Origin of the sequence: Aestuariivivens insulae, from assembly GCF_022662195.1 — a bacterium.
Taxonomy (GTDB): domain Bacteria; phylum Bacteroidota; class Bacteroidia; order Flavobacteriales; family Flavobacteriaceae; genus Aestuariivivens; species Aestuariivivens insulae.
Map to the genome: position 1 here is coordinate 1 of NZ_JAKMCS010000002.1, position 14,931 is coordinate 14,931.

The window sequence follows — 14,931 nt, forward strand, 5'->3', positions numbered from 1 at the left end:
TGGCCCTGCCGCCCTTCCCTGTACTATATATATAATGTCCCTTGGAACGCAAAACCAATCCGTTACTGCGCCCCCACCCCGGCGCTGACCCCGCGTGAGGGATTGAACGGCATGCCTGAGCTCGCCAAGACACTTGGCAGCGAGTAGTGAAAGCCCGGCCCTATTAGGGCACGCCAACTTAATCTTATAAAAAGAAATTCCAAACTACACCAAAGCGTACTATAAAGTCTCTGTAGGGGTAATTTGGTGCTGCATAATAATTGTATCCCGTAACTGGTGCATTAAAATGCTCGGCCTTTAAATAAATTCTTGTTTGACGGATTTTGGCATTTAGAAAAAAATCGAGTCTTGGGAAGCCTCCATATTCTTTATCGTCTTGTACATAAAATTCTGCCAACAATGGGCTATAGGCATTCATATGATATTTGGTAAAGTAATTTAATGTTAGCCCTGTTTGTAAATACATGGCCTTTTTAAATACGTTACTGGAGAAATATAATGTATTACGTGTAATTAATGCCGGAACATTTAATGTACTGTTATCATCCTGTGCGTTTTGGTACATTACCGTATTGTTAAGTGCAAACTTCCCTACTTTTATTTCGTTTTCCAGTTTAAGCCTAAGGTAGGTTATAGTACTATTATTTTGAAATGGTTTTACTTGGCCAACCGATCCGTCTGTCTCTACTGCTTTTTTAAAATACACATAGTCGTTTATGGTATTAAAATCAACAGTAACATTTGCTAGCTGTTTATACTTTAACTGAAATGCCAATTGTTGGCTTTCGATATTATTAAAATGGTTTTGCCAGTTATATTCATTATACCGACTTTGATATAACAATGCATTATAATTTGGTGCCTTAGAGTTATGGTTAATAGAGGCTTTTGCAAAAATATCGTCACTTAATTTAAACGTTGCATGTGCTTTTAAAAAATTACCATCAAAGTCGCCCGAAACATTTAAGCCCATTTCTCCTTGCAATTCAAACTTTTTAAATTGCTTGCGATACATTCCTCCTGCCGAAAGTATATCTCCCTTCAATCTATTGGTAATGTTGATATTGTTTATTTCATCTCGAAATAGGGAGTTATAGCCATAGTTATAATTATTATGGCTTAGGTTAAATTGTAAATCCCCTAATATATCGTTGCTAAAGTCTAAGTGCAATTGATTATAGAAATTTTCTAAGGTCACTTTATCCTTTAGGCCTGAGCTGGACGAGGCCACTCCAAAAATACCTGTTGCTGCCGATGATTGGTTATACTCATAGAACTTATCTTTAAACGACATGATATGACCAATGCTAAGCTTGTTCTTAGATAAAGAATCTTTTTTACGTATTATATTATAGACATGGTCTACATGGAACCGTTTTCCTTTTAAAACGCTTTCGGCATTTTCAAAATTTACTTCTAAAAGCGAACGGTCTATAAATTCTGGCACGCCTTTCTCAAAGTTATCGATCATATCATCTTGTAAACCTCCATTCTCTTGGTTGAGCAAGTCTTGTGTGACAATATGCGCCCTAAATTGATATTGTTTGTTTTTAGTTGAATAATTTGTGGTAAACCTAAAATTACCCGTACTGGTTAACTGATGTTGGTAATGCCCCAAGGACCTCAATCCTTTATAGGCTACAGAAAAGTTAAACTGTGGTGATGTATTTACTGTAAAGAACGAATCGGCTAACTGCCCCTGCTCAAAGGCCGTTTTAAAAAACAACTCTGTTAGTGGTGTGGGCACTCTATAATAATTAATGTCCTCTACCTCCATATAATTAAAATGCCTGGCACGAGCTCCAAAACGGGGCATTAAATCTATACTTTGAAAGTTTTGTGTAAGGCTATTATAGGTTTGTCCTAAATTTGCAAAAGGCATTAGCCCAAAATTGTCCCTTCTAAGGTAGTTAAACTTATATTCTTTTTGAATGGTTAAGGTCGTATCGACATAAGTTGTATCATTTAAATGTGAAATGATCAGGTAGTCTTCAATCTTAGCATCATTATTTTTAATGTTCTTTATACCTGTACTTTTTCGTTGTGCTGCACTAAGGGTATCGTTTCTATTAAAGTTATCTGGACCAACTTCTGGCCTTAATCGCCTGTCTTGAGCATTAACGGTATTGAGCAAACACGACAAAATGCCAATTAAAATTATTCTTCTCATTCTGTAATTGGTGTTTGCATTCGAGAATTAATGTCTGTATTGAACATATCTATGTTTTGGAGCTTTTTTTGAAAACACCTATTAAAGGTATAATCTTATAATTTTTCGCAACAAATGTAATTATTTGAACGATAAATGACATGAATTATTTTTATAGAACTTGTCTTGACTTTTTTTATTTCCTTAAAAATGGATCAAATTCGTTCATATTCCGTTACTCTTTTTTATTCGTAGCGATACTAGGGCTTTCAAAAAACGTCTTACCTGAATAAATTCCGACTCATTTTTGGTTAAAAACAAAAAAGGCAAGGTTATTTCACAAAGAAAGCCGATAAGTTTTTATCGGCTTTCTTTTATTTATCACCTCCTAAAAGATGACAATTCGAATATTTAATTTGAGTTAGTCAGTTACAAACATCTAAATATTATCTTAAATATCCAAAAAAAAATCAAAAAAAATACTACAAATGAAAAGTTAACTATTATGTATTTGATAAAATAAAGTGTCTTTTTTGAATAAATTCAAACAAAAATAGACTTGTGTTAAATAATTAATAATCTAAGTATGAATATTTTATATGTGCGCATAATACTTATGTTCATAAATAAAATATGGATTTTTATGTTTTAAAAATTTATTTAATTACTTCCCAATCAAGTAGACCACTTGCTTTTATCATTATTTTTGAATGAAAAAATTCACGTATTTTTGATAGCTAATTAAATAATATGCTATTACCAAACTATTCTGGCAACGCCTTAGAGTGTGGTACGGATGAAGCCGGCAGGGGCTGTTTGGCAGGTCCCGTTACTGCCGCTGCCGTGATATTGCCCAAGCACTTCAACAACAACATTTTAAACGACTCCAAACAGCTCTCGGAAACCAAACGGTTTCTTTTAAAGCCCATTATTGAACAAGAGGCCTTAAGTTTTGGGGTTAGCCACATTTTTGAAGAAGAAATTGATAGTATCAATATTTTAAATGCGTCTATTCTTGGTATGCACAAGGCCATAGAGCAATTACAGCCCATTCCAGAATTCATCATCGTTGACGGCAACAAGTTTAAACCTTACCTCAATATTAGCCATGAGACCGTTGTTAAGGGAGATGCCAAATTTTTAAGTATTGCGGCCGCTTCGGTTTTGGCCAAAACCTATAGGGACCTATATATGGATACCATTCATGAAGAGTTTCCCATGTACAATTGGAAGAAAAACAAAGGTTACCCTACCAAGGAACACCGCGAAGCCATAAAAAAGTATGGCATTACCAAATACCACCGGAAATCCTTTAGGTTACTGCCCGAACAATTAAAGTTAGAATTTTAAATCCGTTAAAAATTCATGTACTTTTGTAGAAATCAATTTTATTTATGAGATTTTTTTGTTTTGCCCTTATCACAACTATTATTTTAAGCTGTTCCAACACCAAAACAAACCGCACAAAACTCATCCATTATATTCCAGAAAGCGCTTCGGTAATTATTGGAGCCAATGCCTTTGAAAGCTTAAAGAGCAGTATTTCCAATAACGATTTTTTAAACCATTTTTCTAAAGCAACGGCTTACAATACTTTAGCTTCTAAGCTTCAATTTTGTGAGTTGCTAAAACCTAACGGCAAACTCCTTTTGGGACTGGGCAAAGACCAGCAAGACAGTTTAGAGTTCTCTATGGTAACCAAATACCATAAAAACTTATTTGTTAGGGACTCCCTTCAAGACTACATTGAAGAATCTTTAAATTATAAGGGAAAAGCCATTATTAAATCAACATTGCACAGGCAAGTTCTTTACAGCACTGTTGTTGACAGTGTATTTATAGCGTCGACTTCTAAAACCGTTATTGAAAGTGCACACCAAAAAGCAGCCCCAAACAATACATTAGAAAAAATCTATCGCACAACAAATGCCGACAAAACCCTGTCCATCATACTAAAATCAAGCAATCCGTTTGTTAAATCATTGTTTGTTAACGATTCCCTGCCTTATCATAAGTTTACTAATTATCTGGCCTTGGATGCCGATATCAATCAAAATAAAATTGTGTTTAGCGGTATTGCCAAAGCCACCGATTCCATCAAAAGTTTAATCAACAGTTTTAAGCACAACATTCCGCAGGAAAATCAAATTCAAAATATTACGCCTTCTAATAGTGATGGCTATATGAGCTTTACCTTTAACGATTTTAAAACGTTTAAGGATAACCTGGCACAATTCAACACAAAAGATTCTATTGCCAATCCAAGCCTTTTATTTGACAATATTATTGAAGTTGGTGTTATTTATGAAGGCCAAAACCAAGCTGTAGTTTTAAACTCCCTTGATGTTATAGCTACAAACGATGCGCTTCTGGGCGAACAAACCAAAGAAGATACTTACAGGCAGGTTGACATTTTTAATTTTAGTAAACCTAATTTGTTTTCCAATACGTTTCAACCTTTAATTACCCACAGTAACTTTAGCAACTATTGTGTATTGGATTCTTATTTCGTGTTTTCAGATAATCTGGACATGCTCCAAAACATCATTGCCAACTACCAAAACAAAACGACTATTAGTGAGTATGCCGCTTTTAAGGATGCCCAAGAACATTTAAGCAGTGCTTCTACTTTAATTATGGTTGCCAACGGTGCCACCCTTAAGAATATGGTTTCCAAAAACATTGCAGAAACCTTAAACTTTAGTTTGAACGATTATAAAATAGCGGCCCTTCAATTTGTTTACGACTCCAATTTTGCACATGTTAATGGTATTATTGGTAAAAGTAAGGCCAAGGCTATAGAGCAATCTGTTACCGAAGAATTTAGCATTAAACTGGATAACGATTTGCTTAACAGTCCCCAATTTGTAACCAACCATATAACCAGAGCCAAGGAAATTGTAGTACAGGATGTTAAAAACAACTTATATTTAATTTCCAACCAAGGCAAGATCCTTTGGAAAAAGCAACTACATGGCCCCGTATTAGGTGCTATTGAGCAGATAGACATATACAAAAATGGCCGATTACAATTAGTTTTTGCTACCCCCCATAGACTTTATGTGATCGATAGAAATGGTAAAGATGTCGCTCCTTTCCCCGGTAAATTTAATGATGAGATTACCCAACCACTTTCGATATTTGACTACGACAGAAATAAAAACTATCGTTTGCTGGTCACCCAAGGCAAGAACCTTTTAATGTACGACAAACAGGCAAAACCTGTTTCTGGGTTTACCTTTAAGAACACCAATGATGCTGTGATTTACCAACCACAACATTTTAGAATTGGCAGTAAAGATTACCTAACCGTTAAAACCAAAAGCAAACTCTATATTTTAGATCGCACCGGTAGAAATAGAGTGACGCCAAAAACAACTACCTCCTACTCTACCGAAGCCTTGTATTTGTACAAAGGTAAATTCACCACCACATCTGCAGATGGCAAACTTATAACCATAGATACCAGGGGCAATACGGCTATTCAAGATTTAAATCTTTTGGTAAACCACCATATTTTTGCCTCTTCAAAAACCTTGGTTACGCAAAGCGACAATAATCTTACCATTAGGTCTAAAACCAAAGAACTGGATTATGGCAATTATTTACCACCAAAACTATTCTACATTAATGATAAAATTTATGTCACCCTAACCGATTTACAGACCCAAAAAGTTTATCTTTTCGATAGTCAAACAGAAACACTGCCCAATTTTCCAGTTTACGGTAATTCTTTAATAGATTTAGATAATATTGATAGGGACAGAAACCTGGAGTTTGTAACCAAAGGCGATAATAATAACGTTATTTTATATCAAATAAATTAAGCTTCGTAAAAATATAACGACTTCACTTTTGCATATCACAAAGTAATTCATATATTTAAACCAGCTATTAATCAATCAATTACAACACCTTTCAAGACCATCTGGCTAGCCCATTAAAATTTTGTGTATATAGACTGCACATAACGAAAATACCAAGTCCTCAAATCTAGGGGCGTCAAAGCATTTGTTTTGGCGCTCTTTTTTTAGTGCAATTTGTAATTATTTAATAGTATTGCATTCTTAAAAAAACCAATCTATGATTTCCAGAAAAAATGCTTCCATTTCAAAATTCATTATACATAAAGTCGGTAATAAATTTAACGACACTAAAAATGCCTTTTCTGAAAAGCTAGTCGATTTCGATGAAGCCAGTTACGATCTCATGCTACCGTTTTTGCTTAGGCCTTTTGGCAGCGTTGTACAGAGCTACCGATTTAACCACCACGCCAACATTGCACTTAACGAAATTAACACCTACGCCTCCCAAATATTTGATGATGAAGCTGCCTTTATAGAGGTTTCCAAACATATTGTTACGCACCTTTACGAGCAATCTACTTCGGCCCAAATAAAAACTGGCGATGTATTGGTTGTATTGTTTGAAGGTATTGAATTTGGTGAGATGACCACCAATGCCCTGGGTATTTTTAAGATTGAAAATAAGGTTAAATTCTTCCAGACCTATTTAGAAAATAACAGCTACGATGTGTTGGTACAAAAAGGAATCAGCTCTAAAAAAGTAGATAAGGGCTGTCTTATTTTAAACCAGAGCGATACTGAAGGCCCTATTGTATTAAGCGTAGACCATAATAATTACGATACCCAATACTGGCTTAACCAGTTCTTGAACATTAAATACGCCGACGACGCCAACAACCACACCCAACAGTACATCTCATTATGCAAAGAATTCTCTAATGAGATTATTAAAACCAGTTACGGCGCCCAGGAACAGAATAGCTTTTTAGCCAAAACCATAGATTTCTTTAAGGAAAATGAAGTGGTAAACATAGAGCGTTTTAAAGATGAATTGTTTGAAGAGGACAAGCACAAAAGACAGTTCGATGACTATAAAAAAGAGTTTGAAGGCGAGCAAAATTTACTTATCAGGAATCAGTTTGATGTCGCAGAATCTGTAGTGAACAAAGAAAAGAGAAAGATTAAAACCGATATTAAATTAGACACCCATATACAGATTAAACTCGATATCGATGCCCCCGATGCTTCTACCGAATACTTGGAACGCGGCTACGACGATGAGAAAAAAATGCATTACTACAAGGTGTTCTTTAATGCCGAAGCCTAGATAATACTATAGGATTTTTTAAAGCTATTGTTTTCTGTAAGAATATTACTTATGTTTACAGTTGTATATGGGAATAAATGCGATTGTTTTTATTTCTTGGTTAGGCACACATTAAACAAACAGCAAAAGAATGAAAAACATTTACAGATTTTTTACAATTGGATTTTTAAGTTTATTATTTATCTCAACAGTAAAAGCTCAATCTGAACCAACTGAATATTTATCAGTAGGGAGAAAAATTAAATTTAATGGTGAAGAGTATGAACTGAAATGGAGTTCTCATCCTTCAAATGAGTATTATAAGCAAGAGTATTTAAGGGAAAATGACAAGTTACCGAAATATGAAAAAATGCTAATGGTAGAAGCTGTAAAAGGAGATATTCCAGCAGTAAATGTGGCAACTGGAAAAATTAATGAGTTAGAAAATTGGAAAAAAAGGAATCCAATTGTGAGTTACGAGAAATTTGAGAATGGAAAAGAAATAATTCTTGAATTTATTTTAAGTAATGGAAGCATTTATGAATGGAATATTTATAGATACATAAATGAGGAAAATGAATCAGGAAATTATTTAGTTCTATATTCTTACTCATACCGAAATTATGTATCAAATGAAAAAGAAAAGAATGAATTTTTGAATACAATTAAGACAACTAAAAAAGACCTTGTAAAAAAAGTTGGAGAGATTGAATTACCTAAAGTCGAAACAAAATAACGTTTGCTTACAAAGATGTATAACCGCAATTTCGGCGGATTCGACTACGTCTGGATGCACTCCGAATTGCGAACGTCAGTTTTAATCAAAAAACAGCAACTTTAAAACCCATAACTTACGATCAATTATAAGATACCGTTGTACACAAGGCTGAAATAATACACTACAAAAAATGAGTGATGGAATAATAAATTGGAATGTTGACCCTGAAATAATTTGGATAACAGACTCTTTTCCCTTAAAATATTATGGCTTGTTATTTATGATAGGTATTCTTATAGCTTTTCAAGTTGAAAAAAGAATTTATATAAAAGAACATATCCCCATTGAGAGATTGGACAAACTATTAATCTATGTTATTCTTGGAGTAGTTTTAGGGGCTAGACTTGGACATTGTTTCTTCTACGAACCTGCCTATTATTTCCAAAATCCAATCGAAATTTTATTACCCATTAAAAAAGTGGGGGAATCTTATAAGTTTATCGGATTTCAAGGATTGGCAAGTCATGGAGGAACACTTGGAGTTCTAATTGCACTTGGACTTTATTGCAAAAAGTATAAAACAAATTTTTTATGGCTTTTGGACAGAATTGCTATCGTTGGACCAATAGTCGCAGCTTTTATAAGGTTCGGTAATTTTATGAACTCTGAAATATATGGAAAAGCGACCAATGGAAATTGGGGCGTGATTTTTCAAAAAGATGATTTAATACCAAGACACCCTACCCAACTTTACGAAGGGTTTTCATATCTTCTAATATTTGGCATATTAATGTATGTCTATAGAAAGAAACGTGAAAAAACACCTAACGGACTGATTTTCGGCGGGTGTTTGGTTCTTGTATTTATAGCTAGATTTTTAATCGAGTTTTTTAAAGAAAATCAAGTGGGATTTGAAAACAGTATGACCATTAATATGGGACAGGTATTGAGCATTCCATTTATAATTATCGGACTGCTTTTAATATTTGTTCGAAAAAAGTCCAGTGTACAACACGGTGGATAAAACATTAACCAAAGGCCTTAATATGGATCATCCAAAATATTATACCAATAAATCCTTCAAAAACAGTTTAGTTACCTGTGGTTTAATTTTAATGGCGATAATCGCTGTCCTATTGGCCAGAGGTACTGAGTATGCAAGTTCTGGGTTATTTGTTGGCCTACCTGTTTTAATCGCATCAATATTTGGAGTATTTGGTACAATACAATTGATTAAAGGTCGAAAGGAGAAAAAATCCTTAAAATTCTTTGTTGCTCTAATAATAAATGGACTAATTGTAACTTTCTTTTTAGCTGCAATTATTTCAAATGTAATTGACATAGCTAATGCTATTTTTTAAAAAAGATTTTACAACACTGTGTTTGTATGTTCATTACTTCTGATTTTCTTCGGAAAACTCTCGTATTTAAACCCGCTAATATTCTTATACGATAACGTTAATGAGAGATAACTACAAAATAGAATTATATAGATTTATTAATGGAGAATATCCATTAAAGGATTTTGAAAAAATGATTTATTCGCATGATGACTTGGATAGTCAGATTGGAAGTGAAAACTATTTGAGATTAATCGGATTCGACTTTAAGGATAACAACTCTCATAATAGTTTGATTGAGTTTCTTTTTGATTCCATTGTAACTATAGCAGACTTTCTTACTTGGAAAATTCGAGAACTGTTAATAGACTTTATTGAGAATCCTGATCATATAAAGAACCTGTTAGACGAATTTTACTGCTTGACTTGCGATGCATACAATAGTCAAGGAGAAATTGTGAAAGGATTTAAATTCTTGCAAAATTTAGGTATGAATAACTTTTATTGGATGGACCAAGGTTATTTGAAAACTAATTATGGTAAAAAGTGGCAAATAGAATATAAAAAGCACCAAGATGAGTTTGAATATTATCACGAACAATTAAAACCTATTGCAGCAAAGGTTTTGGAATCAATAGATAGTGGTAAGGTTAAAATAAATGGACAAGGTGATTACGAGATAACTGATTTACTTAAGACTGAATTAGAGTCTGATCAAATATTTGAACTAGAACACAAAAAGTAAAGCTGCTAACAAATAATATGGTTAAAGACTATATTGAACACCACATAGAAGAATTTAGTGATGAAGAACTAAAATCTATCGGAATTGAAACAAACGACAGTCCCGAAGAAAAAAAACAAAAATTTCTGAATAAAATCCATTTAAAGCGAATAGGGTTTTATCCAGAAGAATGGGATAGTTTAGCTATTTTCGATTATACAATTAGTGAAGATTTAACACAATATCTTATTATTTTTCAATTTGACAGTAATGGTAAATTTGTTGACATTTATACTGAAAGTTAAAATACTTTACCTAGCACTAGCCCTCTAAACTTAATAAAAAGACAAAAAAAATGCCCATTCCAAGGGCATTTTTCACCCACTAAAAAAGCTCAATAAAGTAGGGTTAGTACTAAAAACATACTAACCCTAATAAATCGCCTCAATAAAAATAATTTTATTGATTATAGCTTAGTCTCTCAAAAATATTTTTAAGTCGCAATTTACTACATAAATATAGGCAATTTCTTTATAACAAAAAAGTTTTTTATTATATTTTTTAAGAAAAGCTACACTTAAATAATTATAGGGCTATAACCCGCTAAATTCTATTTTACAATAAAATTTAGGCATTTACCCTATTTGTTTTTTTATTAACTTGGTAGACATGAAGCCATTAAACAACAATAGTCCCAAAACCAAACCTTTCGATTACGATAAAGAACTAGCTAAACTACATATAGAATTGGTACACCTACAGGAATGGGTAAAGCAACAAGGGCTAAAAGTGGTTATTCTTTTTGAAGGCCGCGATGCCTCGGGAAAAGGCGGCACTATTAAACGCTTTACCGAACCCTTAAATCCGCGTGTCTGTAAAGTGGTGGCCCTTGGCATCCCCACAGAAAAAGAAAGAACACAATGGTATTTTCAACGTTATGTAGAGCACTTACCCCATGCGGGCCAAATTGTACTGTTCGACCGGAGTTGGTACAATAGGGCCGGTGTTGAAAAGGTCATGGGTTTCTGCACCGATGAAGAGTACCGAGAATTTTTACGCTCCTGTCCAGAGTTTGAGCGCATGTTGGTACGGTCGGGCATTATTCTTTTAAAATATTGGTTTTCGGTAAGCGATGAAGAACAGGAAAAACGTTTTAAAAACCGTATTAAAAATCCTTTAAAGCGTTGGAAATTTAGTCTTATGGATTTGGAGTCGCGCTCTAAATGGTTAGAATATTCTAAAGCCAAGGATGCCATGTTTGCTCATACTGATACCAAGCAAGTGCCGTGGTACGTGGTTAATTCAGACAATAAGAAAAAGGCGCGCTTAAACTGTATAAGCCATGTTCTAGACCAAATACCTTATAAAAAAACGAAAATAGAGCCCATAGAACTACCCGATTTACCCGACAACAAAGCTTATGTACGCCCACCTATAGACTATCAAACCTTTATTCCGGAGAAGTATTAAATGTTAAAAAAACTCCTGATACTGCATGACCCGAAAATCGAAGGTATTGAAATTTGGGTTTTTGGCTTTAAGCTGTTTGTATAACGGAATACTCCCTATGGCTCTATTGGCACTTCCCGAAGAAGAGGTTAAGGATACTGTTTTTATGGTACGCTGGTTATTTAGCAATGGGCCCTGCGATTGAGACTTACTCTCCTTATGTGATGCCTCGCCTAAGCTGGGCATAACAAATTGATGAATTCTAGGAATGTCGTTAGAAACCAATTCCAACTTTATATGATGCTGCTTAATATGCTTTCTAAAAAAATATTCCGGACCATTTTTGCTATTGCCCCCCGTAAACAAAATGGTATTAATAGTTGGGCACTGCTTTAAATAACCTATTACATTTCGTAAAATAACCTGCTGCATCCCCAAATCGGAAGCATCTATTTTTTCACGCATACAACTTTCCACAATATCGCAAACCCCTATGTTATGCTTCATTAAAAACTGTTTGCGCTGGTCTATGGCCTCTTGGGAATTATCGTAACGCAAGTTTAAATGGTGTATTGCATCTATATAGAGCCATAAGGAATTGTAATAACTGCCATAGCAAAAATTAACATCCTTTTCTAAAAGGTCTCCTGTAGAAAACCGCGGTGGCGGCAGTGTACCCACAATAAGTTTTTGGGTATCGTTATGAATAAATGGTGGGTATGGATGTTGGTGTTTGAACATTATAAATCGTCATTTCCTTAGAGATGCCAAAATCAGCTGTTTGGGCATGATTTGTTGAAAACTTAAAAATTTTGTATATTCAAAGCTAAGTTTAATAAAATGAGATTCCCACTTTCGCGGGAATAAATTTATGGGAAAAGGAGATAAAAAAACCAAACGCGGGAAAATCCATCGAGGTACTTTTGGGGTTAGGCGTCCAAGAATAAAGAAAAAGCCATCGGTAGAAACAAAAATTAGTGTAGGCTCCAAAGCCGAAGCAAAATAACTTTATAATTCCAATAATAGTTTTTCTGCTTCCAAAATGGTTGGTCTGTATTGGCGTTTATTAAATTTGGTCATATGTTGTGATTCTTTTTGAAGCTCATCCAAAATCTCTTTAGCATCATCTGTTTTATGCCTGCTCATTAAAAACTTTGCCAAAATCAATCGTTCTTCATAAAAGGAGTACCTAATATCTATTTGTCTTAAATTGTCTTCGGCCTTCTCGAAATCACCCAACTTCTCCAAGGCCAGACCATATATAAATTGGGTTCGTGACTTCTTAAATTCACTATGGTTTAAGATTCTGTTTCCATAATCAACAACTTTATCGTATGCTTCAACCAAAAAGTAAACCTCAACCAGTTTACTAACCACATAAAAATCGTTTTGGGTACTGTCGTTTAAAGCCTCTAGATAATGTGGAAGTGCATTATCATAATCTTTTATTTCCAGATAGGCCCAGCTAAATTAATTCTATTTTGATATGATTCCGAAAATTGTAATCGCTTTTCCAGATCGGTTATCTTTTTGGTGGGGTTTATGATATGGGTGATTTCGTTTGAAATTTTTTCGGCATCCTGCCTGTTATATACTTTAAGAATGATATAAATAATACAACCAATAAGCGGAAAAAACAAGATTAGAAAAACCCAGTAATAATTGGTTCTGTGCTTATAAAAGTGATACAAGCAATAGGCTTGGAGTGCAATAATTAAATACCAATACATAAAATTACCTTCAAATTTTAAATATCTGAAGTTGTAAATCTAAAGAAAATTCTTAAAAGTTTGGAATTCTATTTTGTTCATTTCTTTTGTTGATGCATTTAACGTAATTGTATTGGCATTAAAATATCATTAAAAACAAACACAAAACCAATATCATCAACCTTACCAGCCTCCAACCTTTCCTTTTAAATATGTTTCAGGTGTCAATACTGCTAATGTGCTTCTTTTATAATCTTTTATATTTCTGGTTAAGATTACTTTTATCTCCCCATGCTCTATTGCCGAATAATTTTGTAAAGCATCCTCAAAATCTTTGAATTTAGAATCTAAAGCATTTAAAACAGAAGTTTTCCCTACCTCTACGATATCAACTATGGACAAAAGTTGCTTTAGCTTCTCAACAATTATTTCATGTTTTCCTATTTTTCTTAACAAATAATATACATTCGAAATTATTACTGGGGTAGTAAATCCAATTATTTTTTGTGCTTCGCATAGGTTTAAAACTTGTGCCGCATATTCAGAAAAAGGTTCTCGATCAAAGAAAAAGTCTAAGATGACATCTGTATCTATCAATATCTTATCCATTTATAAATATTTTTCTCCCAATCTTTTTTCTAATTCTTCTTTATAGTCTATTTCTATAGATGTTTTAAAAGAACCTTTTAAAGATTTCACAATGGGATTTAAGGTGTTTTTATGCTCTGTCGACTCTTCTTTTGTCAATAGCTTAAGATAGTTTTCAATAATATCAGATAAACTACGCCCTTTTTCTTTAGCATATTGTTTAGCCCTTTCAATTATTTCTTTCTCTATTGTTAATGTCAACTTTGTGTTCATAATACTCCATTTTATACAAAGGTACAAAAAAAGCCCAAAAACACGTGTTAATCAAAACAAACAAACACGTACAATATGTTCAAATTACAATTATAACTAGCTACCTAATAAAAACCAACTCAGTCTTGCTAGACATCGGTTCACTAAAATTATAACCTTCATAATTAAAACCTTTAACATCGTCTAAGGTATTGGCATTGGAGTCTATAATATAGCGTGCCATATAGCCACGGGCCAATTTGGCATAGGTCATAATGGTTTTGTACTCCCCATTTTTAAAGTCTTTAAAATTGGCCGTAACCACAGGTACTTTTAAGACTTTTACATCAATGGCCTTAAAGTATTCGTTACTGGCCAGATTCAAAAATAGCTCACCATCTTCTAGCTCATTATTTAAGGCTTTGGTGATATCTTTTTTCCAAAATTCATAGAGGTTTTTGTTTTTACCAATGGGCAGTTTGGTTCCCATTTCCAAACGATAAGGCTGAATTAAATCGGTTGCTTTCAAAACACCATACAACCCAGATAATATGCGCACTTTATCTTGCAACAACGCTACCTTATCTGTAGGAATTGTATAGGCATCTAACCCTCGGTATACATCACCACTAAAGGCATAAACAGCCGGTCTGGCATTATCGGCGGTAAATGGTAGCTCCCAAGCTTGGTTGCGCTCATAATTTAATTGACCCAAAGCATCTGAAATATTCATTAATTTCGATAGGCTTTTTGCCGATTTTTTACGAAGGACTTTATTTAAACGCTCCGTCTGTTTTAAAAACTGAGGTTCTGTATGGATATTAGTTGGTAATTGACTTTCAAAGTCCAATGATTTTGCTGGTGACAATACAAGTTTCATATGAATATTT

At 33.9% G+C, this 14,931-nt stretch carries 17 protein-coding genes; 10 read left to right on the top strand and 7 right to left on the bottom strand.

Going from position 1 to position 14,931, the window contains the following annotated elements:
* Positions 1-184: 184 nt before the first annotated feature.
* The gene (locus MR062_RS02630; protein WP_242202528.1) at positions 185-2,170 is read right to left on the bottom strand and encodes a putative porin; all 1,986 of its coding nucleotides are present in this window, start codon (positions 2,168-2,170) and stop codon (positions 185-187) included.
* Positions 2,171-2,899: 729 nt separating this feature from the next.
* On the opposite strand from MR062_RS02630, the gene MR062_RS02635 reads away from it, so the two are divergent.
* The 9 genes from MR062_RS02635 to ppk2 all read left to right on the top strand — a co-directional run bounded on the left by MR062_RS02635 (position 2,900) and on the right by ppk2 (position 11,513).
* Entirely contained in the window at positions 2,900-3,499 is a 600-nt protein-coding gene (locus tag MR062_RS02635) for a ribonuclease HII (protein WP_242202529.1), read from the top strand.
* 44 nt (positions 3,500-3,543) lie between these two features.
* Positions 3,544-5,976 (top strand): ribonuclease HII, encoded by a 2,433-nt coding sequence (locus tag MR062_RS02640; protein WP_242202530.1) that lies wholly within the window; start codon positions 3,544-3,546, stop codon positions 5,974-5,976.
* Positions 5,977-6,232: 256 nt separating this feature from the next.
* Entirely contained in the window at positions 6,233-7,282 is a 1,050-nt protein-coding gene (locus tag MR062_RS02645) for a nucleoid-associated protein (RefSeq protein WP_242202531.1), read from the top strand.
* A 130-nt stretch (positions 7,283-7,412) separates the two neighbouring features.
* Positions 7,413-7,997: a hypothetical protein gene (locus tag MR062_RS02650; RefSeq protein ID WP_242202532.1), complete on the top strand. Its 585-nt coding sequence runs from the start codon at positions 7,413-7,415 to the stop codon at positions 7,995-7,997.
* Positions 7,998-8,169: 172 nt separating this feature from the next.
* On the top strand, positions 8,170-9,003 hold the full coding sequence (gene lgt, locus MR062_RS02655) for a prolipoprotein diacylglyceryl transferase (protein WP_242202533.1): 834 nt from the start codon (positions 8,170-8,172) through the stop codon (positions 9,001-9,003).
* Positions 9,004-9,025: 22 nt separating this feature from the next.
* Positions 9,026-9,340, top strand: coding sequence for a hypothetical protein (locus MR062_RS02660; protein WP_242202534.1), 315 nt, complete (start codon positions 9,026-9,028; stop codon positions 9,338-9,340).
* Positions 9,341-9,440: 100 nt separating this feature from the next.
* Positions 9,441-10,064, top strand: a complete 624-nt coding sequence (locus tag MR062_RS02665; protein ID WP_242202535.1) for a hypothetical protein — start codon at positions 9,441-9,443, stop codon at positions 10,062-10,064.
* Positions 10,065-10,081: 17 nt separating this feature from the next.
* On the top strand, positions 10,082-10,348 hold the full coding sequence (locus tag MR062_RS02670) for a DUF2004 domain-containing protein (protein WP_242202536.1): 267 nt from the start codon (positions 10,082-10,084) through the stop codon (positions 10,346-10,348).
* A gap of 364 nt (positions 10,349-10,712) precedes the next feature.
* Entirely contained in the window at positions 10,713-11,513 is an 801-nt protein-coding gene (gene ppk2 / locus MR062_RS02675) for a polyphosphate kinase 2 (RefSeq protein WP_242202537.1), read from the top strand.
* Positions 11,514-11,516: 3 nt separating this feature from the next.
* Here ppk2 and MR062_RS02680 read toward each other — a convergent pair whose 3' ends face one another.
* The gene (locus tag MR062_RS02680) at positions 11,517-12,233 is read right to left on the bottom strand and encodes a uracil-DNA glycosylase family protein (RefSeq protein ID WP_242202538.1); all 717 of its coding nucleotides are present in this window, start codon (positions 12,231-12,233) and stop codon (positions 11,517-11,519) included.
* A gap of 130 nt (positions 12,234-12,363) precedes the next feature.
* Between MR062_RS02680 and MR062_RS02685 the strand changes: the two genes are divergently transcribed.
* Entirely contained in the window at positions 12,364-12,498 is a 135-nt protein-coding gene (locus MR062_RS02685) for a 30S ribosomal protein THX (RefSeq protein WP_242202539.1), read from the top strand.
* A 2-nt stretch (positions 12,499-12,500) separates the two neighbouring features.
* On the opposite strand, the gene MR062_RS02690 is transcribed toward MR062_RS02685, so the two are convergent.
* The 5 genes from MR062_RS02690 to yaaA form a co-directional block, all read right to left on the bottom strand.
* Positions 12,501-12,869: a hypothetical protein gene (locus MR062_RS02690; protein ID WP_242202540.1), complete on the bottom strand. Its 369-nt coding sequence runs from the start codon at positions 12,867-12,869 to the stop codon at positions 12,501-12,503.
* A 68-nt stretch (positions 12,870-12,937) separates the two neighbouring features.
* Positions 12,938-13,222 (bottom strand): hypothetical protein, encoded by a 285-nt coding sequence (locus tag MR062_RS02695; protein ID WP_242202541.1) that lies wholly within the window; start codon positions 13,220-13,222, stop codon positions 12,938-12,940.
* A gap of 162 nt (positions 13,223-13,384) precedes the next feature.
* The gene (locus MR062_RS02700; RefSeq protein WP_242202542.1) at positions 13,385-13,810 is read right to left on the bottom strand and encodes a type II toxin-antitoxin system VapC family toxin; all 426 of its coding nucleotides are present in this window, start codon (positions 13,808-13,810) and stop codon (positions 13,385-13,387) included.
* The gene (locus tag MR062_RS02705; RefSeq protein ID WP_242202543.1) at positions 13,811-14,062 is read right to left on the bottom strand and encodes a DUF6364 family protein; all 252 of its coding nucleotides are present in this window, start codon (positions 14,060-14,062) and stop codon (positions 13,811-13,813) included. It abuts the gene before it with no gap.
* A 100-nt stretch (positions 14,063-14,162) separates the two neighbouring features.
* The gene (gene yaaA, locus MR062_RS02710; RefSeq protein WP_242202544.1) at positions 14,163-14,921 is read right to left on the bottom strand and encodes a peroxide stress protein YaaA; all 759 of its coding nucleotides are present in this window, start codon (positions 14,919-14,921) and stop codon (positions 14,163-14,165) included.
* Positions 14,922-14,931 lie beyond the last annotated feature (10 nt).

Excerpts from the sequence above, each read along its gene's own strand:
- MR062_RS02630 (WP_242202528.1), bottom strand. The coding sequence starts at position 2,170 with ATGAGAAGAATAATTTTAATTGGCATTTTGTCGTGTTTGCTCAATACC.
- MR062_RS02635 (WP_242202529.1), top strand. The coding sequence starts at position 2,900 with ATGCTATTACCAAACTATTCTGGCAACGCCTTAGAGTGTGGTACGGAT.
- MR062_RS02640 (WP_242202530.1), top strand. The coding sequence starts at position 3,544 with ATGAGATTTTTTTGTTTTGCCCTTATCACAACTATTATTTTAAGCTGT.
- MR062_RS02645 (WP_242202531.1), top strand. The coding sequence starts at position 6,233 with ATGATTTCCAGAAAAAATGCTTCCATTTCAAAATTCATTATACATAAA.
- MR062_RS02650 (WP_242202532.1), top strand. The coding sequence starts at position 7,413 with ATGAAAAACATTTACAGATTTTTTACAATTGGATTTTTAAGTTTATTA.
- lgt (WP_242202533.1), top strand. The coding sequence starts at position 8,170 with ATGAGTGATGGAATAATAAATTGGAATGTTGACCCTGAAATAATTTGG.
- MR062_RS02660 (WP_242202534.1), top strand. The coding sequence starts at position 9,026 with ATGGATCATCCAAAATATTATACCAATAAATCCTTCAAAAACAGTTTA.
- MR062_RS02665 (WP_242202535.1), top strand. The coding sequence starts at position 9,441 with ATGAGAGATAACTACAAAATAGAATTATATAGATTTATTAATGGAGAA.
- MR062_RS02670 (WP_242202536.1), top strand. The coding sequence starts at position 10,082 with ATGGTTAAAGACTATATTGAACACCACATAGAAGAATTTAGTGATGAA.
- ppk2 (WP_242202537.1), top strand. The coding sequence starts at position 10,713 with ATGAAGCCATTAAACAACAATAGTCCCAAAACCAAACCTTTCGATTAC.
- MR062_RS02680 (WP_242202538.1), bottom strand. The coding sequence starts at position 12,233 with ATGTTCAAACACCAACATCCATACCCACCATTTATTCATAACGATACC.
- MR062_RS02685 (WP_242202539.1), top strand. The coding sequence starts at position 12,364 with ATGGGAAAAGGAGATAAAAAAACCAAACGCGGGAAAATCCATCGAGGT.
- MR062_RS02695 (WP_242202541.1), bottom strand. The coding sequence starts at position 13,222 with ATGTATTGGTATTTAATTATTGCACTCCAAGCCTATTGCTTGTATCAC.
- MR062_RS02700 (WP_242202542.1), bottom strand. The coding sequence starts at position 13,810 with ATGGATAAGATATTGATAGATACAGATGTCATCTTAGACTTTTTCTTT.
- MR062_RS02705 (WP_242202543.1), bottom strand. The coding sequence starts at position 14,062 with ATGAACACAAAGTTGACATTAACAATAGAGAAAGAAATAATTGAAAGG.
- yaaA (WP_242202544.1), bottom strand. The coding sequence starts at position 14,921 with ATGAAACTTGTATTGTCACCAGCAAAATCATTGGACTTTGAAAGTCAA.